Below are 23886 nucleotides of genomic sequence, written 5' to 3' on the forward strand. Positions count from 1 at the left end.
GGGGTGGAGTTCGCTCGGCCGCCCGACCGATGCATCGCCCGGGTCGCGGGCGCAGCATGGCGGAATGGAACCGATTCACGTACTCACCCCGGACCAGCGCGACGAACTGACCGCCGTGCTCGGCGCCGTGCCAGGGAATCCGTACCGGGACCACCGGGAATTCGTCGCGGATGTGGCGGAGGTCGACGCCCCGCGGTTCCTCGTGGAAGTCTGCGAGCGCGTCCGGCAGGACCGGCTGAACGGCCTCAGCGAAGCCCACGTGCTGCGCAACTGCCCCGTCGACCCGCAGATCCCCGACCTCGACCTCGACGACCCGGTCGCCGACAAGTACCGCAAGAAGACGACCTTCGTCGGCGAGGCGTTCCTCGCCCTGATCGCCCGGCTCACCCGGACGCCGCTCATGGCGTACGGCAGCAGGAACAACGGGGACTTCTTCACCGACGTCATCGCGATCAACAAGTACAGCGGCATGCAGACCGGGTTCAGCGACAGCGAGCTGCCCTTCCACAACGACCGCACCGCGCACTGGGCGCGGGCCGACCACATCGCTCTGCTGGGCATGCGCTGCCCGCAGGACGAGGTCATCTACACGACGTTCGTCAGCGGGCGTGCCCTGCTGCGGTGTCTGTCGGACGAGGACCAGGAGATCCTGCGGCAGCCGTACTTCACGACCTCGTTCGACGTCTTCTCCCGGGCCACCAACAGCACTCAGCGGTCTTCGGGGGCGCACCCGATCCTGGAGGGCGACCACTCGATCCGCTACCTGGAGACGACGACGACCGTGCTGCCCGACGCCCCCGGCGAGGCCAAGGACGCGCTGCTGGCCATGAAGAACGCCCTGGTCGTCGCCGAGAAGCAGCGTCATCGCCTGCGCGACGGGGACCTGTTGCTCTTCGCCAACCAGGACGGGCTGCACAGCCGGGACCGCATCGAGATCCTGAACGCGGACCGGGCCGCCACACGCTGGCTGCTGAAGACGTACGCGTTCCGCGACCAGGCGAGGGCCGACTCGTTCAGTGGCCGTTGGAAGGACGGGGTGCCGGGGCTCATAGACGACTGACACGCCGGCCCGCCCCGCGCGCGGGGCCCCCGGGCGGCTCGTCGCCGACGACGGGCCGCCCACGCACGTGCCCGCACCGAACGCGGCAGCCGGACCCGGCCCGGTACGAAGACGCACCAGGTCGAACGGAAGCTCACGAAGACGCGCGAAGGCCGCTCCGGGCACGACGAGGGCGGTGGGAGCCGGACCGTGAAGTCCGGCTCCCACCGCCCTCGTGCGCGGCGTGGCGTCTCAGTGCGCCGCCCCTACGGTGAGCAGTTCGTCGGCGAGCCTGCGCCGCAGAACCGAGATGTCCTCGCAGTCGCCGCCGACGCGTTCGGTGATGTGCCGGCGGTAGAGCGCCTCCATCCGGTCTTCGTCGACGTCCACGTGCATGTTCTCCAGCAAGTGGCGCAGCACCGAGCGGCCGGAGTGGCGGGCGATGAGCAGGGAGCGCTCCCGGCCGAAGCGGTCGGGTTCCACGAACTCGTACGTGGCGGGGTCCCGCAGTATCCCCGCCTGGTGGATACCGGCGGCACTGCCGAAGGCGTACGTCCCGAAGATCGCCTTGTTGCGCGGCTGGTCCAGCCCGATGATCCCGCGGAGCGCCTCGTACACGCCGTACATGGCCACGGTGTCGATGTCGGTGTACAGGCCCAGCGAGTCGCTCTTGTACGACAGGAGCGCGACGAGTTCCTCCAGCGCGGCGTTGCCCGCGCGCTCCCCGATGCCGCCGACCGTGGTCTGCACGCCGTCGGCCCCTGCCTGGAGGCCCGCGAGGGTGTTGGCCGTGGAGAGCCCGAAGTCCTCGTGGCAGTGGGTGAACACGCTGATGGGCGGTGGGGTCCAGGAGCGGACCTTGCCCATGAGCCCGCCGTACTCGGCCGGGGTCATGCAGCCGGACGTGTCGGCTGCCACGACGCAGGTGACCCCGGCGTCCACGCCCGCCTCGATCTGGGCGCGCAGCAGTTCGTCCGAGCCGCGCGAGGCGTCCTCCAGCGCGAGCGAGATGTAGGGCACGCCCATCCGGCGGGCGTGGGTGACGCACTCGACGATCTCGTCGATGGACTCCTTGCGGGAGATGCGGCGCTTGCGGTCGAGGTGCAGCTCGCTGGAGGTGGCGAGGATCTGCACCTCGTGGTTGCGGGTGCCGCCGGCGGACACCGCGCAGTCGATGTCGGAGCGCACGGCGCGGCAGAACGTGGTGAACCGGGCGCGGGTGAGGTGGCGGGAGATCAGCCGGGTGGCCTCCATCTCCGCGGGTGACGAGGCGGGGAAGCCGGTCTCGACGACGTCGACCCCGAGTGCCTCGATCCGCAGCGCGAGTTCCAGTTTTTCCTGCGGTTTCATGGAATTGCGCGGCGCCTGTTCGCCGTCCCGCAGAGTGGTGTCGAAAATGGAAACTCGACGTTTTTCCATCGGTAGCCCCTTTCGCGGCCTTCCAGATAACCCTCATCGAGCCACGCGCATCGAGAGACGGTCAATCATTGTCACGCCCAACTCTCTCCACCCGGGGCGGAGATGACCTCCTCTCCGAGTCCCGTCCAAGCGGTTTCGGGGAAACTTCCGACCGGAAGTTCCGGGTGGGTCCGCGCCGCGGGCTACGTTGGTGTCCACCCTTTGCTACGGGATCTCACATTCCATTACGGGAGGCCGCATGAGCGGCATGCTGCGCGCGCCAGGATTTCCGGAGGCCGCCGTGCGCCATCGCGCGCGCACGGGTGTCGAGGCGGCTTTTCCGCCGCTTGACGGCTATGGCGCGACGCTCTACGGCAGCGGCTGGTCCGGGCCGGGGCACGACGATCCGCTGGAGCGGCTGCGGCTGCTCCCCCCGGTGTTCATGGAGCAGCGCCTGGAGAAACTGATCGACCTCGGGCGCGAGCCGATGCCGTCGGACGTGTCCCTGGAGACCGTGATCGGCGGATTTCCCTCCCGGCTCCCCTTCTACGTCTCGGCGTTCGGGTCGACCGCCGCGGCCCGCGGCGACCTGGGCACCTCGCTCGGGCGGCAGGCGGCCCGGCTGGGCATCCCGCTGGTCGTCGGCGAGAACGTGGTGCCGGTCATCGGCTACGGCCGCCTCGGGGCGCAGCCCGCCAGGGCGCTGCTGGCCCGGATCGAGGCGTACGGGCAGGAGGGCGACGGCCGACACGGCGGGATCGTGGTGCAGCAGAGCACCGAGGACGCCGACGCGGAGGTGTGGAACCTGGTCTACAGCGACCCGGCGGCCCAGCCGTTCCTCGAGGCGGGACGGCTGGCCTTCGAGTTGAAGACCGGTCAGGGCGCGAAGCCGGGCCTGGGCGGGATGACGCTGATGGACACCGAGGCCGCGGCGGCGGTGGCGGAGCAGTACGCGCTGCTGCCGATCCCCGGCGACGGCCGGACACTGCGGGCCTCCAGCCCCGGTACGTACACGGCGGAGATCCTGCGCCAGCAGATCAACCTCATGCGCAACAACTACCCGCGGGCCCGGGTGTGGGTGAAGCTCCACCCGGGCCGGGACGTCGGCGCGGCCGCCCGGGTGGCCTGGGCGGCCGGCGCGGACAGCGTCACGGTGGACGGCGCCGAGGGGGGCACGGGCTGGGCGCCGGGCGGTTTCCTCGACCACGTGGGGCTGCCGCTCTTCGACTGCCTGCTGGCCGCCGGCGCCGGCCCGGGGTGCCTGCTCGCGGGGGGCCGGATCTGGGAGGGGACCCGGGCGGTGAAGTGCCTGGCGCTCGGGGCGCGGGCGGTGGGCCTGGGGCGGGCGGCGCTGGTCGCCGCCGACGAGGACCCCGAGGAGGGGCTGCTGAGGCTGGCGGCCTGCCTGGACCTGGAGGTGCGCATGCTGATCAGCGCCCTCGGCAAGTACGACACGACCGCGGTGAACAGGGACGACGTCGGCCCGCTGCCGACCGTACAGAAGGAAGAGGTGCCCCATGGCGAATCCGTTCGAGGATGACTCGGCCCCCTATCTGGTGCTCGTCAACGACCAGGGGCGGCACTCGCTGTGGCCCGACGGCATCCGGGTGCCGGACGGCTGGCGGGTGGTGCTCACACGCCGGGACCGGGCTGCCTGCCTGGAGTACGTGGACCGCCACTTCACCGTGGTGGCGCCCCGGCCGGGCGAGCCGGCCCCCACCGGATCGGGGCCGGGACGGTGACCGCCCTCACGCTCCCCGCGCTCGTCGCCGCTCAGGCGGAGCGCACCCCGCACGCCACCGCCGTCGTCTCCGACCAGGTCACCCTCACCTACGCGGAGCTGTGGCGCCGGGTCCGTGAACTGGCCGGGACCCTGCGCCAGGACGGCATCGGCCCGGGCAGTGTGGTGGCGGTCCGCCTGGACCGCTCCCCCGACCTGGTGGTCGCCCTGCTCGGCGTACTGACCACCGGCGCTGCGTATCTGCCGCTGGAGAAGGACACCCCCGCGCAGCGTGCCGCGCTGATCCTGGAGGAGGCGGCGCCGGACCGGGTCCTGACCACCCTCCCCGCGGGGACGGACCCGGGGGCCGAGGTGGTGCGCGCGCACCCCGACGACCCCGCCTACCTCATCTACACCTCCGGTTCCACCGGCCGCCCCAAGGGCGTCGTGGTGCGCCAGGAGGCCATCGCCCGGCATCTGCGGTGGATGCGGGCGGCCGTTCCGCTGGCGGCCGACGACCGGGTGCTGGTGAAGACACCGGTGAGCTTCGACGTGTCCACGTACGAGTACTTCTGGCCGCTGATCTGCGGCGCCGCCCTGGTCGTCGCGCCACCGGGCCTGGAGCGCGAGCCGCACGGCCTCGCCGCGCTCGTCGCGCACCGGGGCGTGACGACGATCCAGTTCGTCCCCTCGATGCTGCGCCTGTTCCTGGACGCGGACGTCGCCGTCCACTGCCGGGGGCTGCGGCGGATCATCTGCATCGGCGAGGCGCTGCCCGTGTCGCTGCGCGACCGCTGCCTGGCCCTGCTCGGCGCCGAGTTGCACAACCTGTACGGGCCGACCGAGGTGACGGTGGCGGCCACGGCGTGGCTCTGCCGCCCCGGGGCGGACCCGGACAGCGTGCCGATCGGCGTCCCGGTCGCGGACACCGGTGCGCACGTGCTCGACGAGCGGCTCGACCCGGTGCCGGTCGGGGTGACGGGCGAGCTGTACCTCTCGGGCGCGCAACTCGCCGAGGGGTATCTGGCGCGTCCGGGTCAGACGGCGGAGCGCTTCGTGGCCAATCCGCTGGGTCCGCCCGGCTCACGCCTCTACCGCACCGGCGATCTCGCGCGCCGACGGGCCGACGGTGCACTGGAGTTCATCGGCCGGACGGACGGGCAGGTGAAGTTCCGGGGCCGGCGCGTCGAGCTCGGCGAGATCGAGGCGGTGCTGTGCACCCACCCGGCCGTGACCCAGGCGGCGGCCGTCCTCGCCGGGCCGCAGGACGGCGACCGGTGGCTGGCCTGCTTCGTCGTACCCGCGCCGGGCGTGCCCGTCCCCGAGCCGCATGCGCTGGGCACGCACCTGCGGGACTCGCTCCCGGACGCGCTGGTGCCCACGGCGTGGGCGGTCCTGGAGCGGGTGCCCCTGACCGGCAACGGCAAGCTCGACCGGACGGCGCTGCCGGAGCCGCCGCGCCCCGGCACGGCGGCCGCCACACCGGCCGCCGCCACCGCGGAGGCCGCCGACGAGGTGACGGCCTGGCTGTGCGGCGCGACCGACGAGGTGCTGCGGCGCCCGGCGGGCGACGCGACGCCGGGGCACTCCTTCGTCGGCCTGGGCGGCGACAGCATGGCGGCGATGCGGCTGGTGAACCGGGCCCGCGCGCGGGGCCTCGCGCTCACCGTGGCCGATGTCGTCGGATCGGCCACGCTGGCCGAAGTCGCCGCCTCGGTGGGCACCCCGGCACCGGCGGCCGGCACCGCCGCGGAGCCGGAGCTGCTGCCCGACCTGGATCCCGGCGAGTACGCCTCCTTGGCCGCGCAGCTCTCGCGCGGCTGACCGCCGCCCGGGCCGGGTCCCCCGCGCGGGCGGCCCCGGGCCGGGCCCCCGATCCGTCCCTGAGCGGAGGACAGATGTCAGCACCGGCCATCGACGAAATACTCCCCCTCACCCCTCTTCAGGAGGGCATCCTGTTCCACTCCCTGGCGGAGGACGGAGCGCGCGGGCTCTACGTCGCGCAGTACACCGTCCCGCTGGAGGGCCCGCTGGACGAGGCACGGCTGCGCGACGCGGTACGGCGGACGCTGGTGCGCCACCCCAATCTGCGGGCCCGCATCCACCACCGGGCCAACGGACAGCCCGTGCAGGTCGTCCCCCGGGACGTGGAGCCGCACTGGTCGGTGGCCGGCCCGGACGACGGTGACGCCGTGCTGCGCGCCGCGCGCACCGGCGGCGTCGGCGTCGAGGGCGGCCCGCTGATCCGTTTCGACCTGGTGCGCGACGGCGTCGACCGGTACCGCCTGGCGGTCACCGCGCACCACTGCGTGCTGGACGGGTGGAGCGCCTCCGTGCTGCTGCGCGAGATCCTCGCCGGGTACGCCGACGAGGAGCTGGCGCCACCGGTGCCGTACCGCGGATTCCTCGGCTGGCTCGCGGGGCGCGACCGGGCGGCCGCCGAGCGGGCCTGGCGGGAGGAACTGGCGGACGCGCCGCCGACGCTGCTCGCACCGGAGTCGGGTGCCACGGCCGCGCGCTGGGCGACGGTCGTGCGGGAGCTCTCACCCGCGCGGACCGCCGAACTCGGCGGGAGGATGCGGAGCTTGAACGCCACCCTCACGACGGCCGTCCAGGCCGCGTGGGCGCTGGTGCTGGCGCGCCACACCGACCGGGACGACATCACGTTCGGCTCCGTCCTCAGCGGCCGCCCGGCCGAACTGGACGGTGTCGAGGACATGGTGGGCATGCTCGTCAACACGGTGCCCGTGCGGGTCCGGACGGGCGCCTCGGCGACCCTGGCCGACCTGCTCGCCGACATACGGGCGCGACGGCTGGCGCTGGCCGCGCACGACCACGTGGGCCTGGGCGAGGCGGCCAGGGCCGCGGGCGTGGACGGGCCGCTGCTCGACACGACGGTGTCCGTGGAGGCGGTGCCCGACGTACCGCAGTGGAGCCGTGACCCGGGCGGACTGCGGGTCGGCGAGGTCGGCTGCGAGGAGACGGCGCACTACCCGGTGACGGTGGTGGTGACGCCCGGGGAGCGCCTCTCGGTGCGGGTGCACCACGACACGAGCCGCGTTCCCGCGGCTGTCGCGCGCGTCCTGGCCGCTCAGCTGACACGGGTGCTCGGCGTGATCGCGGAAGATCCCCGCGCGCACCCCGGTGACATCGAGCCGTGTGACGCGCGGGAGGCCGAGCGAATGCTGGACGCGGGCAGGGGCGCACGCTTCGCGCTCCCCCGGCATCCGTGCGTGCACACGGTCTTCGCCGAACAGGCCACCCGCGAACCGGACGCGACCGCCCTCGTCTTCGAGGGCGAGCGCGTCTCCTACGGTGAACTGGACCAGCAGGCGAACCGGTTGGCCCACCATCTGATCGGCCTCGGGATCGGCCGCGGCGACTGGGTGGGGGTGCGCCTGGAGCGCGGCCCCCGCCTGGTGACGGCCCTCCTCGCGGCCCTCAAGTCGGGTGCCGCCTACGTGCTGCTGGACCCGGACTTCCCCGGCGCGCGGGCCGCCGAGTGCGTACGGGCGACCGGCTGCCGGACCGTGGTGAGCGACCGCCCGCTGCCGGACGAGGTGGCGGAGCGGGACGGCCCGCGTCTCGTACGGATCGACGATCCGCGTCTCGAAGGGGCGCCCCGGACCGATCCGGGGACGCCGGTCGACGGGGAGGATCTCGCCTGCGTGCTGTTCACCTCGGGGTCGCAGGGGCGGCCCAAGGGTGTGGCGGCGCCGCACCGGGCGCTCGTCGGCAGCCTGCTGGGACAGGCGTTCGCGCGGGTGACGCCGTCGGACGTCGTGCTCCAGTGCTCGCCGATGTCCTGGGACGCCTTCGCCTTCGAGCTGCTGTCCGCGCTGTTCGCGGGCGCCACGTGTGTCCTGCAGCCGGGCGGGGCGCCCGAGCCGGAGGTGGCCGTGCGGCTCATGGGCGAACACCGCGTCACCGTGGCCCATTTCTCCTCCAGCCTCCTGAACTTCCTGGTGGACGCCCACCCTTCGGCGTTCGACACGGTCCGGCTCGTCCTGACCGGCGGCGAGGCCGCCTCCCCCGGACACCTGGAGCGCCTGCTGCGCCGCCGCCCCGGGCTGACCCTGGTCAACGCCTACTCGCCACTGGAGTGCATGATGGTCACCGTCTACCGGCGGGTGACCCTGGAGGACTGCCTCGACGGCTCCGTCCCCCTCGGCGGACCGGTCGCCAACAAGCACTTCTACGTCCTCGACGACCATCTGCGGGTGCTGCCGCCCGGCATGGTGGGCGAGGTGTACCTCGGGGGCGTGGGCGAGGCGCACGGCTACCTGGGCGAGGCCCGGCTGACGGCCGAACGCTTCGTGGCCGACCCCTACGGGCCGCCCGGCTCGCGCATGTACCGCTCCGGGGACCTGGCCCGGTGGCGCGCCGACGGGGCCGTGGAGTACCTGGGCAGGCGCGACGACCAGGTGAAGCTGCGCGGCTTCCGGATCGAGCCCTCGGAGGTGGAGACGGCGCTGGCCCGGCACCCGGGGATCTCCGGTGCCCGGGTGCTGGTGCGCACCGAGGGGCCGGGTGACCAGCGGCTCGTCGCCTACGTGGTGCCGCACGGCGGTACGCCTGCGGAGCCGGAGGACCTGCGCGCGCACGCGGCCGCCGTGCTGCCCGAGCACCTGCGGCCGGTGGCGTACGTGACGCTGGAGCGGTTCCCCACCACGCCCAACGGGAAGCTGGACCGCCGGGCTCTGCCCCCACCGCGGTACGGCTCGGCGGCCGCGTCCTCGCCGGCTCCGGACGATCCCGTGCGGGCGCGGCTGTGCGTGCTGTTCGCCGAGGTGCTGGGCGTCGAACGGGTCGGTGTGGACGACGACTTCTTCCGGCTGGGCGGCCACTCGATCCTGGCGCTGCGCCTGCTGGGCCGGATCAAGGCGGAGTTCGGCCACGAGGTGCGGCTGCGCACGCTGCTGCGCCATCCGTCCGTGGCCGGCGTGGCCGGCGAACTGGCGGCGGCGCCGGGCCGGCACGGGCACGGGGCCGGCCGGGCCTGAAGCGGACGGCGGGACCGCCGCGCCGACGCGCGGCGGTCCCGCCGTGCGCCCCGCCTCGGCACGGGCACGCGCCCCGCCGGATGGGTCCCGGCGGGGCGCGTGTGGGGGTCGGTGCGGGGCGGGTGGCCCGGATCAGGTGCCGGCCAGCGCGTCCTGCTCGGTCGCGATGACGATGCGCTCGGACGCCGTACGGGCCGTGCGTTCGGCGCCCCGGCCGTCCGGCCCGGTGGCGATCACGAATCCGGAGCGCTCCCAGGAACTGCGGATCGGTTCGACGTGCGAGCCCACGTCGACGGCGAGGGCGACGTCGCGCACGCCCGCCGTGGACCGGGCCTCGTCGATCCCGCTGACGGACGTGACGCGGCCGGGCGGGACACCCAGGAAGCGGATGGCGGCGCCTTGTGGCCGCCGTGGCACCGCAGCGGGCTCCTCCCCGGCCGCGACACGGAACCAGTTGCGCAACAGGTCCCAGTCGTAGGCGAGTTCGATGAGCCGGTGGATCTGGTCGCCGGGCAGCCTCGCGGCACACTCCACCAGGTGCGGCATCCCGTCCTCGACGATCCACTCGCCGTGCATGACGCCGGTACGGAATCCGGACGCGCGGGCCAGGGCCAGCATGCTGGCGCTCAGCGATTCGCGTACGCCGCCCTCGGGCGGAGCCGGGACGACGTGTCCCATCTCCACCGGGTGGACACCGCCGAGCAGGCGCTTGGCGGTCACGTTGCAGAACAGCGCGTCACCGTCGCGCAGCAGCAGCTCGACGCTGAACTCCTCGCCCAGGAGCCGTCGTTCGGCCAGGCAGGGGGAGGGCGCCCCGTCCAGGCGCATGGTCCCGCCGATGGCGTTGCGCGCGGTGGTGTGCCGCCAGGCCGCCGCCACGTCCGCGCCGGGTTCGAGTACAAGGACGCCTTCGCTGGACTGGAGGGTGGCGGGCTTGAGGACGAACCCGTCGGGGCACCCGGCGGCGAATTCCGCCGCTTCGGCCGCGTCGGACACCTCTCTCCAGGCGGGCTGGGGGATGCCCGCCTCGTCGGCGAGCCGTCGCTGACGGCGCTTGTCGCGGAAGGTCCGGGCGGCCTCGGTGCCGGGGCCGGGCAGACCCCAGGCGTCGGCGAGGACCGCTGCGGCCACGACGCCGTAGTCGTTGCCCGGCAGCACGGCACGTACACCGGGCGGCGGGGCGACGAGGGCGGGCAGCCGGTCCGCGTCGGTCTGCACCGGGGCGGGCAGGACGTCGGCGAAGCAGGCGATCTCGCCGGTGCGGTCGCGGGCGCCTCGCACGGCGAGGACTTCCGGTTCGTCCACGACGAGGACGCTGTCCGGCGCCAGGAAGCCGTCGAGGATGCGCAGCAGGTCCGCGCTGTATCCCACCAGGACGTATGGGGGCATGATCGGTCCCTTTCAGATCTCTCCGGGGCGCAGTTCGCCGTGCTGGACACCGCAGCCCAGAGCCGCCTGCATGAGCAGGACCGCTTCGAGTCGGTTGCGCACGCACAGCTTGGTCAGGGCGTGGGAGACGTGGCTCTTGATGGTGGCCGGGGAGACGACGAGGCAGTCGGACACCTCGCCGGTCGACATCCCCTCCGCGAGCAGGGTCAGTACCTCCCGTTCCCGTCGGGTCAGGCAGCGCAGCCGGACCGCGAGGTCACGCCCGGCGTCCGCGGGCTGCATGGCCACGCAGAGTCCGACGAGGTCGGGCGAGAGCACGATGTGCCCGGTCGCGGCGGCGGCAGCGGCCTGCGGCAGGTGGGACAGCGCCCAGTCCTTGCTCAGGCACCCCGAGGTACCCGAGGCCAGGGCGGCGTCCAGCCGGTGCTTGGACCAGTCGACGCCCACCAGGAGGGTCCTGCCGCCGCGGCGGTTGACGTCCTGGGCCTTGAGGACGTGGTTCTCCAGCGGTCCGGAGACCAGGATCGTCAGGTCCGCCCGGTGCAGCGGCCACTCCGCGGCCGGGCGGCGGCTGTCGCCGGTGGCGACCAGGCTGACCTGGTCGTCCGCGTGCAGGGTGCCGCCGAAGACCTGGCGGGAGACCGGGTCCCCGTCGACCAGGAGGACACGGGGCGGTTCGGCGGACGGCGGGGCGGCCGGCGCGAACACCTGCGCAGGTGCGGGCGCCGTGGCGAGCCCGGCGGTGGCGGATCCGGCGGTGGCGGGTCCTCCCGTGGTGGCCGCTGCGGCCGGCCCCACGGGGCCAGCCCCTTTCACGACCGGTCCGGCCGGGCGTGAGGGGAGGCGGGGAGGGTGGTCGAGGAGCGCGGCGGCGGGGAGCACCCCGCCCCACGCGCTCGCGCCGGTCTCGCGCTGGGGGTGGCTCGTGATACGGGTCATCGCGGCACCTCCGCGGTCAGGGCGAGACGACGCCGGGAAGCTTCGGGAAGGCGGTGGTCTGCCACACGTAGTCGGCACCCACCAGGTAGCGGGTGAAGCGCTGGACACCGAGCCCGAAGCCCGCGCTCGGCGGTATGCCCTTCTTCACCTCGTCCAGGTACCAGCCGTACTTGGCGGGGTTCTCCCCCGTCTCACGCATCCGGGTGATCAGACGCCGGTAGTCCGACTCGCGTTCGCCGCCGCTGATGACCTCGCCGTAGCCCTCCGGCATGAGAAGGTCGAACGTCCGCAGCACGCCCGGCCGTTGACTGTCCTCTCGCTCCAGGAAGACGCGCGAGCCCTTGGGGTAGTCGGTCAGGAACACGGGGCGGACGCTGCCCTCGGAGAGGATGCGCTCGCCCTCCCAGTCGATCTCGGCCGCCGCGCTCTGGGCATGACCGCCGTCGACGAGGCGGGTGACGGCGTCCGTGTGAGCGAGCCGTTCGAATGGGGCCGCGAGCATCGCCCGCAGCGCGTCCACGTCGCGCCCCAGGTCGCGCAGCGCCGGTTCGCACTCGGCGACGACCGCTCGGGTAGCGGTGGCGATCAGCTCCTCGGCCAGGTCCATCACCTGTTCGCGGCTGGTGTGCGCCATCTCGATGTCCAGCTGATGGAACTCCGCGAGATGGCGCTGGGTGGAGCAGGTCTCCAGCGGCTCCATCCGTACGTTCGGAGCGACGTAGAAGATCTTGTCGTAGGCGAGCAGGGCCGCCTGCTTGTAGACGAAGGCGCTCGTCATGAGTTTGTAGCGGTGGCCGTAGAAGTCGACGTCGACCTGTTTGGCGCCGCGAATTCCGGGGTCGGTGACCGGGCCGATGACGGGAGGGAGGAGTTCCACGAATCCGGCTTCGTACAGGAATTCCCGGGCGTGTCGCAGAAACAGGTTCTGCAGGCGGAGAATCCGACGGGTGCTGTCGGAGCCGAGGTGTGCTCGTGGCCCGGGTGGGAGGTGCGCGCCAACGACGACTGCGGGTGCTGACATTCTTCGTGCTCCCTCGTTCTCTAAAGGATCAGGGAAGAACTTCGCCTGATCCACGCTAGGGGAGGGAAGTGACCGGTCCGGAATTTTCCGGCGGAATACAACCGGAATTCCGCTGGCCGGACGACCGGCTCGCGGGCAGGTGGAAGCGCCCTGCGGACACACCGCTCGGGAGAGGGGTCTGCGCAGGGCGCGCGGGAGCGTCACGGCCGGGCGCCGGCGTATCGGCGGGCGCGTCCGTGAACTCAGCGGGTGCGACGTTCCAGGTATGCGGTGCCGCGGTCGACGGCGGCCAACCGCCAGCCGTCGCGGGCCACCTCCATGAGAGCGCCGGTGGCACCGGGGCCGGGCCCCTCGGGGAGCGGCACGGCCCTGTACTCGTACGCGCAAGTGGGCGCGGGGCGCCGCACATCCGGTGCACCGGCGGCTTCCGCGTCCCGGTCGTCCCCGTCCGTGCCGGTTCCGGCAGCGGCCGTCCGGGCCGTCCCGTCGAGGGCTCCCGGGCCGGCATCGGGGCGCGTTCCCTTGGCGGGGGCGGTGGCGGGAGAGGCGAGCGGGATCGATCCCTGGCCGTGCGAGGAACCGGACAACCGTGGTCCCTGTTCGGGGAATCCGTGAGCGTCGTGAAAGGGCTCCCCCGGGCCGGCGGGCCGTGTGAAGTCCCGCGGACGGACGCCGTCCGGACTTCCGTGCGGGCCTTCGCGTTCCCCTTCCACGGCGAGTTTCAGCAACCGGTACCGAGTGGACCCGTCGATGCGCAGAGCGTCGGCCAGCAACTTGACGGTCTCTTTGCGCGGATGGCGCACATGACCCTTCTCCAGGTTTCTTATCGCGCGCGAACTGATGGTGGAGAGGTCGGCCAACTGCTGCTGGGTGATGCCTGAACGCAGTCTGGTGCGCATCAGCATTTCGGCGAACTGAAGGTTTTCCATGAGGTGACTCCGACATCCGACATCTCGTGGACCGTACTTCCCCGGATCCGGTACGCGGCCTCCGGTGCCGCCGCGCTGGGTGCGTCCGGCGACTTCCTCCCCACCATAGGAAGGGTCCTGCCGGGCCTCCACGTCATGACCGTCACACGCCTACGCTTCGCGACAACCTTCCGGCGGCCGACGTCCCCGCCCCGTATGCACTGGTGGGACACCGCTCCCGGCCACGGAGCCACTCCGGCTGACCGAACGGGCAAAGAGGCGCCCGAACGGCCCGCCCGGACCACGCGCCCGACCGGGCCCGGACCGTCGCACCCTGTCTGAGCTGCGGGATGGGCGACCCAGCGGCACGGCACCGGTGACAGGCACCGAACGGCGCCCGCTCACCAATGTAAAATCTGCCAAATGGCCGATTACGACTGCTCGTTGGTCATGCATGGGGTTGCGAGTGCCGAGCAGCACCCCGTCAGCCGCCTCGACGCGTTCGCGTACGCCGCCCGGCCGTCCAGGTCGCGGCCCAACAGGATGCGCATACGACACCGGCGCACCTCGAATCGGAGAACACCGCCTTGATGACCGGCAGGCCCTCATGCCGGCCGGCGAGCGGCGGGCGGTGGATCAGGCCGCGGTGAAGCCGCCGTCCGCGGCGAGTACGGCGCCCGTGACGAAGGACGATCGCGGGGACACCAGGAAGCACAGGACTTCCGCGATCTCCCGCGGCTGCGCCACCCTGCCCAGGGGGTGGACGTTCCCGAAGGACGCGAGATAGGCACGGCTGTCGGAGCGGAAGGTGTCGAGGAAGTCGGTCTCGACGACGCCGGCGGCGACGAGGTTCGCGCGGATGCCCAGCGGGCCGCCCTCCAGGGCCAGCACCTTCGTCACCTGGGCGAGCGCACCCTTCGACGCGCTGTAGGCGACTCCTTCGGGCAGGCCGACGGCAGACGCGTAGGAGCCGGTACTGACGATGGCGCCGCCCCCGCGCTCCTCCATGGCCCGGAAGGCTTCGCGGGCGAAGAAGAAGGCACCACGGGCGTTGACGTTCATCACGCTGTCCCAGTCCTGTGCCGTGGTGTGCGTGACGGGCTTGTTCAGGGTGCGTCCGGCGTTGTTGACCAGGATGTCCAGTCCGCCGAAGGCGTCGACGGCGGCCCCGACCGCGCGGGTGGCGGTCTCTTCCGCGGTGACATCGCCGCTCACCGTCACGGTCCCGGGGAACTCCTCTGCCAGCGCGACCAGTTCGGTACGCGTGTCGAGGGCGACGACGTGTGCGCCGCGGGCATGGAGGAGAGCCACGGTCTCCTTGCCGATGCCGCGTGCGGCGCCGGTGACGAGAGCGGTCTTTCCGGCGAACTCGGCAGCTTCGACGGCTTCGACGGCTTCGACGGCTTCGGCGGACAGGGGTGTGGAGGTCATTCGGGTACTCCCTGTGGGGGTGGGGCTCGGGTGGCGGTGCCCGGCGACGGATGGCTTCGTGGTGGGGCGGAGGGCCACGGCGTCAGTGGTTCCGGCTGTCGGCCGGGTGCCGGATGAGCAGGGCGGCGCACAGACCGGCGAGTACGGCGGCGACGACGACGGCAGTGCCAGGGGTGTAGCCCGCCAGAGGGTCGGAGCGGTCCGCCTGCCGTCCGGCTTCGACGACCGCGGTGACGAGGGCGAGGACGACAGCACCGCCGATCTGCATGAAGGTGTTGAGCAAGGCTCCCGCCAGCCCCTGGTCCCGATCGGGCACCCCGGCCACCGCACTCATGTTCAGCGCGGGGAACGTCGCGGCGGTACCGATCCCGTTGACGACCATGACGGGCAGGATCACCGTGAGAAACGGGCTGCCGGGGCCGATCCGGAAGAACAGCGCGTAGGACAGCGCGAGAAGCAGCATCCCGACGGCGATCGTCCTGTGCACGCCGAACCGCACGGCGAGCCGGCCCGCGAACGGCGCCAGCGCACCGTTGGCGAGGCCGAGCGGGACGAAGGCACCGGCCGTCTGCAACGGCGTCCAGCCCAGCACGTTCTGCAGATAGAGCGTGGCGAGGAACGCGAACGACGTGTAGGCGCCCCACATCGCGAAGATCGTCAGGTTGGTGCGCGCGGTCGCACGCCGGGTGAGGAAGGACAACGGGACCAACGGCTTGCGTGCGCGGGACTCGACGCGGAGGAACAGAGCGAGCGAGCAGGCCGCGACGGCGAGGAGGACGAGAGTGCGGGTGGACAGCCAGCCGTGCGCCGGAGCCTGCGTGAGGGCGTAGACCAGGAGCACCAGAGCTCCGGTGGCCGTCAGCGCACCGGGAACGTCGAGTTTCTCACGGACCCCGCCCCTGCGGTCCGCCGGGAGCAGGCGCGGCCCTGCGAGCAGCGCCGCCACGGCGATGGGCACCGGAAGCGCGAAGACGAGCCGCCACGACACTTCGGTCAGTACCCCGCCGAGAACGAGCCCTCCGATGAAGCCGCAGGCCCCGGCGGTGGCGTACCACCCCAGAGCACGGCCTCGCCGAGGGCCCTCCGGCCAGTTGGTGGTGATCAGGGAAAGGGCCGCCGGGGCCAGGAAGCCCGCGGCGATCCCCTTCACCAGCCGCGCCGCGATCAGCAGGCCGCCGGTCGGAGCGAGCGCACCCAGCACACTCACCACGCCGAAGACGGCGACCGCGGTCAAGAAGGCGCGACGTCGACCGAACAGATCGGCGACCCGGCCGCCGAGGAGAAGAAACCCGCCGTAACCAAGGGCATAGGCGGACACGACCCACTGCAGGGAGCCCGACACCATGTGGAGGTCACGCTGGATCGCGGGCAGGGCCACGCCCACGTCGGACAGATCGATCGCGTCCATGAAATGAGCCGCGCACAGCACCAGCAGGGCCGCCGTACCGGGTGTCGGCCGGACCTTCGCGACGGCCCCGGTCTCGCCGTTGACGGTGACGATTCCGTCAGTCTGTTTCATGGCTCTGCCTTCCTCCGGCGGCGGTTGTGCGGAACGGGGCCCGCACCACGCCGGCCTCCGTGTGCGCGGGCGCGGGAAACGACGTTGCCGCGCCGGCTCGTGGGGGCTTCCGCGCCCGGTCCTCGCGGTAGAGCACGAGGTGCTCGTGGTGGAGCACGCCGTCCCGGATGTCTCCCGTGGCGGTGAAACCGGTGTCGTCGACGTAGTCGAGGTGGTTACCGGTCACCGTGTACCGGCCGGTGTACGCGCTGCGCCGGTCTCCCCGGGCCTCGTCGTAGCGACCGTCCGGCAACAGCTCCTGCCGGATGTGACCGTCCGCGGTCACCCACATGCCGACCACGTCGGCGTTCACGGGACCGCGCTCGCTCCGCGCATCGTCTGTCATCGAGATTCCCTTCCTCGGTGGGGCACCGGTGCCGTGCCCGACCGAGTCTGCGCAGGTCAGCGCGTGGGTACCAGGGTGCTCGCTGCCTGGGTGCGGCACACCCAGGCAGCGGGAGCGGCCAGCGCCTAGCCTGGAGGCCATGGACGACAACCACCTCGGAGAGTTTCTGCGCGCGCGCCGCGCCAGCCTGAGGCCACAGGACGTCAGCATGGCGAGCCACGGTGTGCGCAGGGTCGCCGGACTGCGCCGCGAGGAGGTCGCCGTCCTGGCCGGCGTCAACGCCGACTACTACACCCGGCTGGAGCAGGGACGTGAGCGCCATCCCTCACCGCAGGTGCTGGACGCGCTCAGCCGCGCCCTCCTGCTCGACACGGACACCCGCGACCACCTGCACCGCCTGGCCGGAGTGTCACCGGGCGGCCACGACCTCCTCCACGCCACCGAGCGGGTCAGTCCCGCGCTGCGTCAGCTGATGGACGGCTACGCGCACACCCCGGCGTTCGTCATGAGCCGCACCCTCGACCTCCTGGCCGCCAACGCCCTGACGGACGCGCTCTACGCTCCCTTCACTCCTGCGGACAATCTGGCCCGCATGACCTTCCTCGACCCGGCGGGACGGCAGTTCTACCGAGACTGGGACCGTGCGGCCCAGGCCGCCGTCGCCAACCTGCGCCAGGCAAGCGGCTTCGACCCCGAGCACCCCCGTCTGCGCCACCTCGTGGACACACTGACCGAGCACAGTGCCGCATTCCGGCGGCTGTGGGCCCAGCACACCGTGCGTGGCAAAACCCAGGACGCCAAGCAACTCCTCCACCCGGACGTCGGACCGCTCTCCCTCACCTACCAGTCCTTCGACGTCCGCGATGCGCCGGGCCAGCAACTCGTCATCTACCACGCCGAACCGGCCAGCCCCTCCGCCCACGCCCTGACCTTGCTCGGCACCCTGCACGCCGGCGAGAAGCGAGCCCCGTCCGGCTCTGCCACGCAGTGAGTGCCGCAGCCCGCCCCGCGTCTTCCTGAGAACGAGGGCCGGCACCCTCGGCACGGGCGTTCCGCCCCAGGAGAAGAAGCCACCGGCGGGGCCGTCGTCCGGCGGCAAGGCCGTCCGGAGGGCGCCCTGGGCGGCCTCGTCCGGATCGCCCCCGGCAGCGGCGGCCCGGGGGTTGAGATGAGTGGCCCCCAGGCCGGGGGCGAGCGCGTCGTCCCTGGAGCCCTCCTCGGCCCGACTCCGGTGTCGATCGGCAGGGCGAGTGACGGTGGGATACGGCGTCGTCGACCAGCACGTCCAAGCGGTCCACCTGCTCCGCGGCCTTCACGGCGCCGTCAACGTGGGTGCGCCCGCATGTGGCCCGGATGCCTGTTCAACGCCAGCGGCCATGACGCCTCGTCAGGATCACGTCGAACGAGCGTCAACTCGTTGCCCCGACCAGCCCGCCTGAGCCAGGCGCACCTGCATCCCGTCAGGCGAAGCCGCAGGTCATAAAGGCGGTGGGGCGTGCGCCATGCTTCACGTGGTGAATGGATGGAAAACGGTCGAGTCATCCACCCGGGCCACAACCGCGGGTCAGGAGCCCTTGGCCACCGGCTCCAAGATCGCCACGCACTCCACATGATGCGTCATCGGGAAGATGTCGGCGTGGCCACAGGCAGGGAAGCAGCAGGTCAGAGCTGTTTTTGGGCCCCGGATGAGAGCCGCCGCGCGCCTGGAGCGTCAAATGAGCGTCACAGCCCTACGTCGGGTCGGCACCGGAACTCTGGCGCGTCACGACTCCCCGTAGTACGCAACGCCTCCACCGGTACGGAGTCTCACGCCGGTGGAGTCACGTCGGCGCGCCCAGCGCGTACGAGAGGCCCGCCGTCAAAGGGGCAGTGTGATCGAAGGTTGTTGACGAGGCTTGCCGCGCCCCGCCGTCGGAGAAGGAAACGGGAAACAGCTTCGATCGCCTTGTCCGCCCGGGAGTTGGTGCCGCACTCTTCCGTGCAGTACCGCCTCAGCCCGGACGACCGGGTCTGGGAGGTTCCCGTGCCACATCCGTCCGCACCGTTCGGCGAGGAACTGAGGAAGCGACGTCTGGAGGCCGGACTGAGCCTTACGGACCTGTCCGGTCTCGTGCACTACAGCAAGGCACAGCTCAGCAAGGTCGAGCGGGGCATCAAGGCACCCAGCCGTGATCTCGCGCGGCTGTGCGACGCCGCACTCGGCGCCGACGGCGCGCTGATCGCCCTGAGCATCCCTATCACTGTCGATTCACCTGCCGTGTCGGCGCCAGGCCGGGTCGAGGAGGAGAACTGGATGATGCAGTTGTCACCGGACGGCCCGAGTTCGTTCGGGCCCGTGGGACGGCGTGGGGTGATGAATGCCGGTATCGCCTCGCTGATGACCTGGAGGTCGGACGGATCGGGTCCGGCTTCACCGGCCGCCGGCGCAGGCATGCTGGAAGCATCGCGCTCACTCTTCACGCACTACCGCAGACTCGGTCAGGCCGTGGAACCCGGCCTGCTCCTGCCCGTTCTGATCACGCAGACACACACGCTGCGGGAGCTGTCGGCGCAGAGCGACAGCGGCACCAGGCGCCGCCTGCTGGCGCTCGGTTCCCGGTACGCCGAGTACGTGGGCTGGCTGGTGCAGGAGACCGGGGACGAGCGGGCGGCGCTGTGGTGGACGCAGCGTGCGGTCGACCTGGCCGCCGCCGGAGGTGACCAGGCACTGGCCGGTTATGCGCTGGTCCGCAGGGCGTTGGTCACGCTGTACCGGGAGGACGCCGAGCAGACCATCGCGCTGGCCCACCGGGCGCAGAGCGGCGTGCTGCCGTCACGTATCCGCGGTCTCGCCGCACAGCGCGAAGCGCAGGGCCATGCCCTCGCCGGTGATGTCAGCGCCTGTCTCGGTGCCCTGGACCGGGCTCGTACTCTGCTCGCCCGCCGGAACGACGGTGCCGACGGTCCGGTGATCGGCTCCATGCATCTTCCCGATTCGGTCGGCATGGTCACCGGCTGGTGCCTCGTCGATCTCGGGCGACCGCGCGAGGCGGGCGAGGAACTGGACCGGCAGCTCACCCTGGTCGGCCCCGACGCGGTGCGTACGCAGGTCCGGTACGGCGTACGCCGCGCACTCGCCTATGCCTCCGCCGGCGAGATCGACCACGCGTGCGCGCTGACGGAGCCCCTGCTCGACGGCGTGGCGGCGGTGCGCTCTGCGACTGTCACGACCGATCTCCGTCGGCTCGTCCGGGTGTTGGGCCGCTACCCGGACCATCCACCGGTACGCCGGCTGACGCCGCGGCTCGGCACCTTGTCACGCCCGGAAACCCCTTTTAAGGAGTCATCGTCATGAGCGAGATCTTCATCAACTACCGCACCGGGGACGGGGAGAAGACCGCGGCCCTGCTCCGTCAAGGGCTCTCGCACCGCTTCGGCCCGGGACACGCGTTCCATGCGTCACAGTCCATCGTCCCCGGGGAAAGCTGGCCCGAACGGCTACTGACCGCGGTACGGCGCAGCTCCGTCCTCCTGGCCGTCATCGGACCGGGCTGGACGAACTTTCGTGCCCGGCTGGAGGATCCCGAGGACTGGGTGCGCAAGGAGATCGAGGAGGCTTTCACGTGTGAGGTCCCGGTGGTCCCCGTTCTGGACGGACGCAAGACCAGCCGGCTGAGCAGAGCCGATCTTCCGCCCGCGTTGCGACGGCTCGCCGATCTTCAGTCCATCGCGTTCGACTCCGGTGACACCGACGTGTGTGTCGCGCGCATCGGCGATCTGATGGCCGACCTGATTCCCGGCCTCGACGACCGGTCCGGGGCCGAGGCGGGGGCGCCCGCGCCGGGCGGCGTGAGCAATTCCATCGGGACCGTGAACGGTACAGCGGTACAGAGCCGCGACTTCGCCGGTGACGTCGGCACGGTCGTCAAGGGCGCCGCCGGTCCCGTCCATACTGGGAACGGCAACATCTACTCGCATTCACGCCATGTCTCGGGCGACCGTCACTACTCGGGTGACGGGATGACGAACTTCGAGGGTGACCACCACGGCGCCATCCAGCACCGGTTCGGCGAACGGGACGGACACGAGGACAAGGACAGGTGAACCAGCACACCGGCACCTGGGTCCGGGACTCGGGCGTCACGGTCACGGGCCCTGGTGACGTCTACATCGGCACGCAGCTGCAGGACTCGGACAAACCGGCTTTCCGCCGGGTCGCCGAGGACCAACTCCGCCGACTGAACTACGTACTGGTCGCCCCGCCGGGTATGGGCGAGGCGCGTGCCGTGCTCGCCGACTCCGGCACCGTCATCCTGGATGGTGTCCCGGGCAGCGGCCGGTCGGCTGCGGCCCGCGTACTGCTGCACGAACACCACCGGGACAGTGGTGTCTTCCACGAACTCCTGCCCGGTGAGGAGGGCGAGCTCTCCCTCCAGGACCCCGCTCTGGTCGGGACCGGTGATCAGTTGCTGCTGGACCTGTCCGCCGCGGACGACCGCCGCTGGGCCGCGGCCCAGGCGGATCTTCCGGCGCTGCGCAAGGCCGTGCACGAGCGGCGGGCTCATCTGGTCGTGGTCATGCCGCACCGCGGCGTTCTCGACCCGGACTTGCAGTACTGCCGCGTGGTGCTCGAACGGCCGCCCGGTATCGGCGTTCTCCGGCGGCATCTGCGCCTGCACGGTGTGCCGCCTGAGGAATATCTCCAGTCGGACGGCACCGTCGCCGGGTTCCTGACGGCGAACAGGCCGATGCGGGAGATCGCGGAATTCGCCGACCTTGTGCGCCGGGCACGCGAGGCCGGGCAGCCCGGGGACGGGTTCAATCAGTGGTGCGAGGCGGCCGGGCGGGCGCGGAACGACGGCCGCCGGGAAGCCGCCGCGCTCGTCACCAAGCTGAGGGAGGCGCCGCAACGAGCCCTGCTGATCGCCGTGTCCATGCTGCACGGGGCTCATGCTGATGTCGTTCACCGCGCGGCCGAGCAACTGCTGAGTGCCCTCGGGCCTCCGTCGCAGGGCGACTCGCCGCTGCAGCACCGGGACCTCGCCGAGCGACTCCTCGACATCTCGGCCACTGCCGCCCCCAACGGACAGGTCCGGTTCGAGAGGCTGGACTTCGACTCCGCTGTTCGTGCCCATTTCTGGGACCACATGCCCGACCTCCGCCCCCACCTCGGCACCTGGGCCGCGAGTGTGGTTGAGCTGAACGACCCGCACGTCGTCACCGTCGTACGCGACTGCCTGGTGGAACGAGTGGCCGGTGAATACCTGCGGACCGGACGTGCGGACGGGCTGGTGGCCCTCGTCGAACGCTGGAGCACCGGTGCGACGAGTCGGCCTCGCCTGGAAGCGGCCGTCCATGCGCTCACTAGCGGGCTGGCCGACCCGGTACACGCCAGGGACTTCCGCGAGCAGATCTACCAGTGGTGCGCCAACCGGCGCCTCAAGGGGGAGCTCGCGCAGGTGCTGGTCCGTGTCTGTGCCGACGTCCTCGCGACCAGTCATCCCGATCAAGCCCTGGTCAGGCTCTACCACCTGGCCCGGCGTGAGCGCGGCACGACGCGTGCCCGGCAGGCGCTGTGCGATCTGGTGGCGCGCAGCCGCAGGCTGCACCGCGTGCTGCTCGACCGTCTCGCCCGTTCCGACTTCTCGCCCGCGCATCTCGGGATCTTCCTCCAGGCCAGCGACCCCGCACTGTTGACGCTACGCCCCGGCACCTCGCATGCCCTGGTCGACGAGCAGAGCGCACAGCGCTCCCTGACAACCTGCTGGCACGCGGTACTGACCGAGCTGCCACCTCCGCAGTGGCAGGCCGAAGCGCGACGCTGGCTCCACTGGGCGGCAGCCGGCACCGGACCGCACGGCGGACTCCTGCTCGACCTCCTCGTCAGCGCGGCACAGCGGTGCACGAAGAATCGAGGCGAGGTCTTCGCTCTGCTGTACGCGTGCGCCCGCGACGCCGAGCGCACCGGTCCGGGGGATGCGGCGCGGGCCGCGGAGACCACCGGTTTGCTGCTCCACAAGATCAGCGCAGCTCAAGGCATCACTCCGGCCACACCGCCGACGACCACACCCAGGAGGGCTCAAGCATGACCACCGCACGGAGAACCACAACCATCTTCCTCACCGTTCTGAGCGGTCTCCTGCTGAGCATCGTCGGTCTGACGCAGCGGTGGCCCGCATGGGCCTGGCCACTGCTGGCAGTGCTGCTGCTCGTCGTCCCCGCAGCCGTCTTCCGGATCGCCGCGATGCGCCGCGGCACGGTACCGGTGGCTTTCGAGGAACAGCTCACGGCCGCCCCTGTAGAACGCACGGAACACCGCGTCAGCCAGGTGGTGCTGCCCAGCAAGTGGCCCGACTACGACTTCGTCTTCTCCGCGACGGTGCGCTGGTACCTCGTCGACGCTCCCGCGAGTGCCCCCGTTCTCAACCCGGCGGGCCTCGCCGTCGACGCGGTCCTGAAGCGGGCCCGCTCCATCACCGAGCAACGAGAACCGGTCCGGGCCTCACTCGTCGAGCAGGAACTGTCCGGCGCCCTCAGCCGGATGGCGCCCGAGTCCACCGGGCACCTCCAGGCGATGGCGGAGGGCGTCCAGCTCGTCCTGGCGCAGCAGGACCAGGAGCGCCTCGACAAGCTCGCCGACGTTCGCAAGGACGAGGAGGTCTGGGCGCACCAGCGCAAGTACGAGCAGAGCAAGCGTCGGTACTTGGGCGAGGACGTCCTCAAGGACACCGGCAGCGCCGTGGTCTGGTGGCTCGCCAGGAACGACGAGCACGTGGAACGTACGGTGAACGACCTGGCCCTGCTCGCTCAGCTCACCTCGGCGGCCAATGACACCGACATTCCCGAACGGCTTCAGAATCTGATCCCTCAGCAGGCCGGCGAGCCGACGACGTCGGACTTTTCCCAGGCGGAGCCTCCCTCAGCACCGCAGGGACGGGAGACGGCCACGATGCATCTCTCCGACTTCCTCGACAGCATCGGCTTCTCCGACGGTGATGTACGCCGCCCGATGCTCGCGGCACAGATCGCCGGCCTCATCAAGGAGCAAGACCGCCACGAGACCGCCGAGGAGATCCAGCACCACTTCGATCCGCCGGCGTCCCTCGCTCCGGACGACGACGAGACGCCCGCCTCCGGCTCCTCCCTCGCCTAGGA

At 71.8% G+C, this 23886-nt stretch carries 17 protein-coding genes and 2 pseudogenes; 10 read left to right on the top strand and 9 right to left on the bottom strand.

Annotated features, from left to right (window positions below):
* Positions 1-64 precede the first annotated feature (64 nt).
* Positions 65-1060, top strand: a complete 996-nt coding sequence (locus EV562_RS10690; RefSeq protein WP_133886478.1) for a TauD/TfdA family dioxygenase — start codon at positions 65-67, stop codon at positions 1058-1060.
* A gap of 231 nt (positions 1061-1291) precedes the next feature.
* On the opposite strand, the gene EV562_RS10695 is transcribed toward EV562_RS10690, so the two are convergent.
* Entirely contained in the window at positions 1292-2458 is a 1167-nt protein-coding gene (locus EV562_RS10695; RefSeq protein ID WP_133886479.1) for a pyruvate carboxyltransferase, read from the bottom strand.
* 238 nt (positions 2459-2696) lie between these two features.
* On the opposite strand from EV562_RS10695, the gene EV562_RS10700 reads away from it, so the two are divergent.
* From EV562_RS10700 to EV562_RS10715, 4 genes are all read left to right on the top strand, one after another.
* Complete coding sequence (locus EV562_RS10700) at positions 2697-3977, top strand: glutamate synthase-related protein (protein WP_133886480.1); 1281 nt, start codon at positions 2697-2699, stop codon at positions 3975-3977.
* Positions 3955-4179 carry an MbtH family protein gene (locus tag EV562_RS10705; RefSeq protein WP_133886481.1) on the top strand — a complete coding sequence of 75 codons (225 nt, stop codon included), beginning with the start codon at positions 3955-3957 and terminating at the stop codon, positions 4177-4179. The genes EV562_RS10700 and EV562_RS10705 overlap by 23 nt, the downstream gene beginning before the upstream one ends.
* On the top strand, positions 4176-5981 hold the full coding sequence (locus EV562_RS10710; RefSeq protein ID WP_166661706.1) for a non-ribosomal peptide synthetase: 1806 nt from the start codon (positions 4176-4178) through the stop codon (positions 5979-5981). The genes EV562_RS10705 and EV562_RS10710 overlap by 4 nt, the downstream gene beginning before the upstream one ends.
* Positions 5982-6055: 74 nt before the next feature.
* Positions 6056-9160: a non-ribosomal peptide synthetase gene (locus tag EV562_RS10715; protein WP_133886483.1), complete on the top strand. Its 3105-nt coding sequence runs from the start codon at positions 6056-6058 to the stop codon at positions 9158-9160.
* A gap of 132 nt (positions 9161-9292) precedes the next feature.
* Here the strand turns inward: EV562_RS10715 and EV562_RS10720 are convergent, their stop codons facing one another.
* The 7 genes and pseudogenes from EV562_RS10720 to EV562_RS10750 all read right to left on the bottom strand — a co-directional run.
* Positions 9293-10549 carry an ATP-grasp domain-containing protein gene (locus EV562_RS10720; RefSeq protein WP_133886484.1) on the bottom strand — a complete coding sequence of 419 codons (1257 nt, stop codon included), beginning with the start codon at positions 10547-10549 and terminating at the stop codon, positions 9293-9295.
* Positions 10550-10561: 12 nt separating this feature from the next.
* Positions 10562-11488 (bottom strand): response regulator transcription factor, encoded by a 927-nt coding sequence (locus tag EV562_RS10725; protein ID WP_133886485.1) that lies wholly within the window; start codon positions 11486-11488, stop codon positions 10562-10564.
* Between the two features lie 16 nt (positions 11489-11504).
* Entirely contained in the window at positions 11505-12509 is a 1005-nt protein-coding gene (locus EV562_RS10730; protein ID WP_133886486.1) for an asparagine synthetase A, read from the bottom strand.
* Between the two features lie 242 nt (positions 12510-12751).
* Positions 12752-13570: a helix-turn-helix domain-containing protein gene (locus EV562_RS35995; RefSeq protein WP_347877069.1), complete on the bottom strand. Its 819-nt coding sequence runs from the start codon at positions 13568-13570 to the stop codon at positions 12752-12754.
* Between the two features lie 483 nt (positions 13571-14053).
* Positions 14054-14848: an SDR family oxidoreductase gene (locus EV562_RS10740; protein ID WP_133886487.1), complete on the bottom strand. Its 795-nt coding sequence runs from the start codon at positions 14846-14848 to the stop codon at positions 14054-14056.
* Positions 14849-14930: 82 nt separating this feature from the next.
* Positions 14931-16367, bottom strand: a complete 1437-nt coding sequence (locus EV562_RS10745) for an MFS transporter (RefSeq protein WP_133886488.1) — start codon at positions 16365-16367, stop codon at positions 14931-14933.
* Positions 16368-16485: 118 nt separating this feature from the next.
* Positions 16486-16752 (bottom strand): annotated as a pseudogene (locus EV562_RS10750) (Atu4866 domain-containing protein); the annotation flags it as partial.
* Between the two features lie 139 nt (positions 16753-16891).
* On the opposite strand from EV562_RS10750, the gene EV562_RS10755 reads away from it, so the two are divergent.
* Complete coding sequence (locus tag EV562_RS10755; protein WP_133886489.1) at positions 16892-17743, top strand: helix-turn-helix transcriptional regulator; 852 nt, start codon at positions 16892-16894, stop codon at positions 17741-17743.
* A 48-nt stretch (positions 17744-17791) separates the two neighbouring features.
* Here the strand turns inward: EV562_RS10755 and EV562_RS35520 are convergent.
* Positions 17792-17974, bottom strand: a pseudogene (locus tag EV562_RS35520) (short-chain dehydrogenase); the annotation flags it as partial.
* Between the two features lie 801 nt (positions 17975-18775).
* On the opposite strand from EV562_RS35520, the gene EV562_RS10765 reads away from it, so the two are divergent.
* Genes EV562_RS10765 through EV562_RS35525 form a run of 4 tightly spaced genes read left to right on the top strand, consistent with a single transcriptional unit; the run spans position 18776 to position 23884 of the window.
* Positions 18776-20086: a helix-turn-helix transcriptional regulator gene (locus EV562_RS10765; RefSeq protein ID WP_133886490.1), complete on the top strand. Its 1311-nt coding sequence runs from the start codon at positions 18776-18778 to the stop codon at positions 20084-20086.
* Positions 20083-20835, top strand: a complete 753-nt coding sequence (locus tag EV562_RS10770) for a toll/interleukin-1 receptor domain-containing protein (RefSeq protein ID WP_133886491.1) — start codon at positions 20083-20085, stop codon at positions 20833-20835. The genes EV562_RS10765 and EV562_RS10770 overlap by 4 nt, the downstream gene beginning before the upstream one ends.
* Complete coding sequence (locus EV562_RS10775) at positions 20832-22820, top strand: hypothetical protein (RefSeq protein ID WP_133886492.1); 1989 nt, start codon at positions 20832-20834, stop codon at positions 22818-22820. The genes EV562_RS10770 and EV562_RS10775 overlap by 4 nt, the downstream gene beginning before the upstream one ends.
* Entirely contained in the window at positions 22817-23884 is a 1068-nt protein-coding gene (locus tag EV562_RS35525) for a hypothetical protein (RefSeq protein WP_243860025.1), read from the top strand. The genes EV562_RS10775 and EV562_RS35525 overlap by 4 nt, the downstream gene beginning before the upstream one ends.
* Positions 23885-23886 lie beyond the last annotated feature (2 nt).

It is taken from the genome of Streptomyces sp. BK208, assembly GCF_004364245.1.
Lineage (GTDB): Bacteria > Actinomycetota > Actinomycetes > Streptomycetales > Streptomycetaceae > Streptomyces.

Coding starts and splice junctions, on each gene's coding strand:
- EV562_RS10705 (WP_133886481.1), top strand. CDS start 3,955: ATGGCGAATCCGTTCGAGGATGACTCGGCCCCCTATCTGGTGCTCGTC.
- EV562_RS10695 (WP_133886479.1), bottom strand. CDS start 2,458: ATGGAAAAACGTCGAGTTTCCATTTTCGACACCACTCTGCGGGACGGC.
- EV562_RS10725 (WP_133886485.1), bottom strand. CDS start 11,488: ATGACCCGTATCACGAGCCACCCCCAGCGCGAGACCGGCGCGAGCGCG.
- EV562_RS10755 (WP_133886489.1), top strand. CDS start 16,892: ATGGACGACAACCACCTCGGAGAGTTTCTGCGCGCGCGCCGCGCCAGC.
- EV562_RS10690 (WP_133886478.1), top strand. CDS start 65: ATGGAACCGATTCACGTACTCACCCCGGACCAGCGCGACGAACTGACC.
- EV562_RS35525 (WP_243860025.1), top strand. CDS start 22,817: ATGACCACCGCACGGAGAACCACAACCATCTTCCTCACCGTTCTGAGC.
- EV562_RS10770 (WP_133886491.1), top strand. CDS start 20,083: ATGAGCGAGATCTTCATCAACTACCGCACCGGGGACGGGGAGAAGACC.
- EV562_RS10720 (WP_133886484.1), bottom strand. CDS start 10,549: ATGCCCCCATACGTCCTGGTGGGATACAGCGCGGACCTGCTGCGCATC.
- EV562_RS10745 (WP_133886488.1), bottom strand. CDS start 16,367: ATGAAACAGACTGACGGAATCGTCACCGTCAACGGCGAGACCGGGGCC.
- EV562_RS10740 (WP_133886487.1), bottom strand. CDS start 14,848: ATGACCTCCACACCCCTGTCCGCCGAAGCCGTCGAAGCCGTCGAAGCC.
- EV562_RS10730 (WP_133886486.1), bottom strand. CDS start 12,509: ATGTCAGCACCCGCAGTCGTCGTTGGCGCGCACCTCCCACCCGGGCCA.
- EV562_RS10715 (WP_133886483.1), top strand. CDS start 6,056: ATGTCAGCACCGGCCATCGACGAAATACTCCCCCTCACCCCTCTTCAG.
- EV562_RS10700 (WP_133886480.1), top strand. CDS start 2,697: ATGAGCGGCATGCTGCGCGCGCCAGGATTTCCGGAGGCCGCCGTGCGC.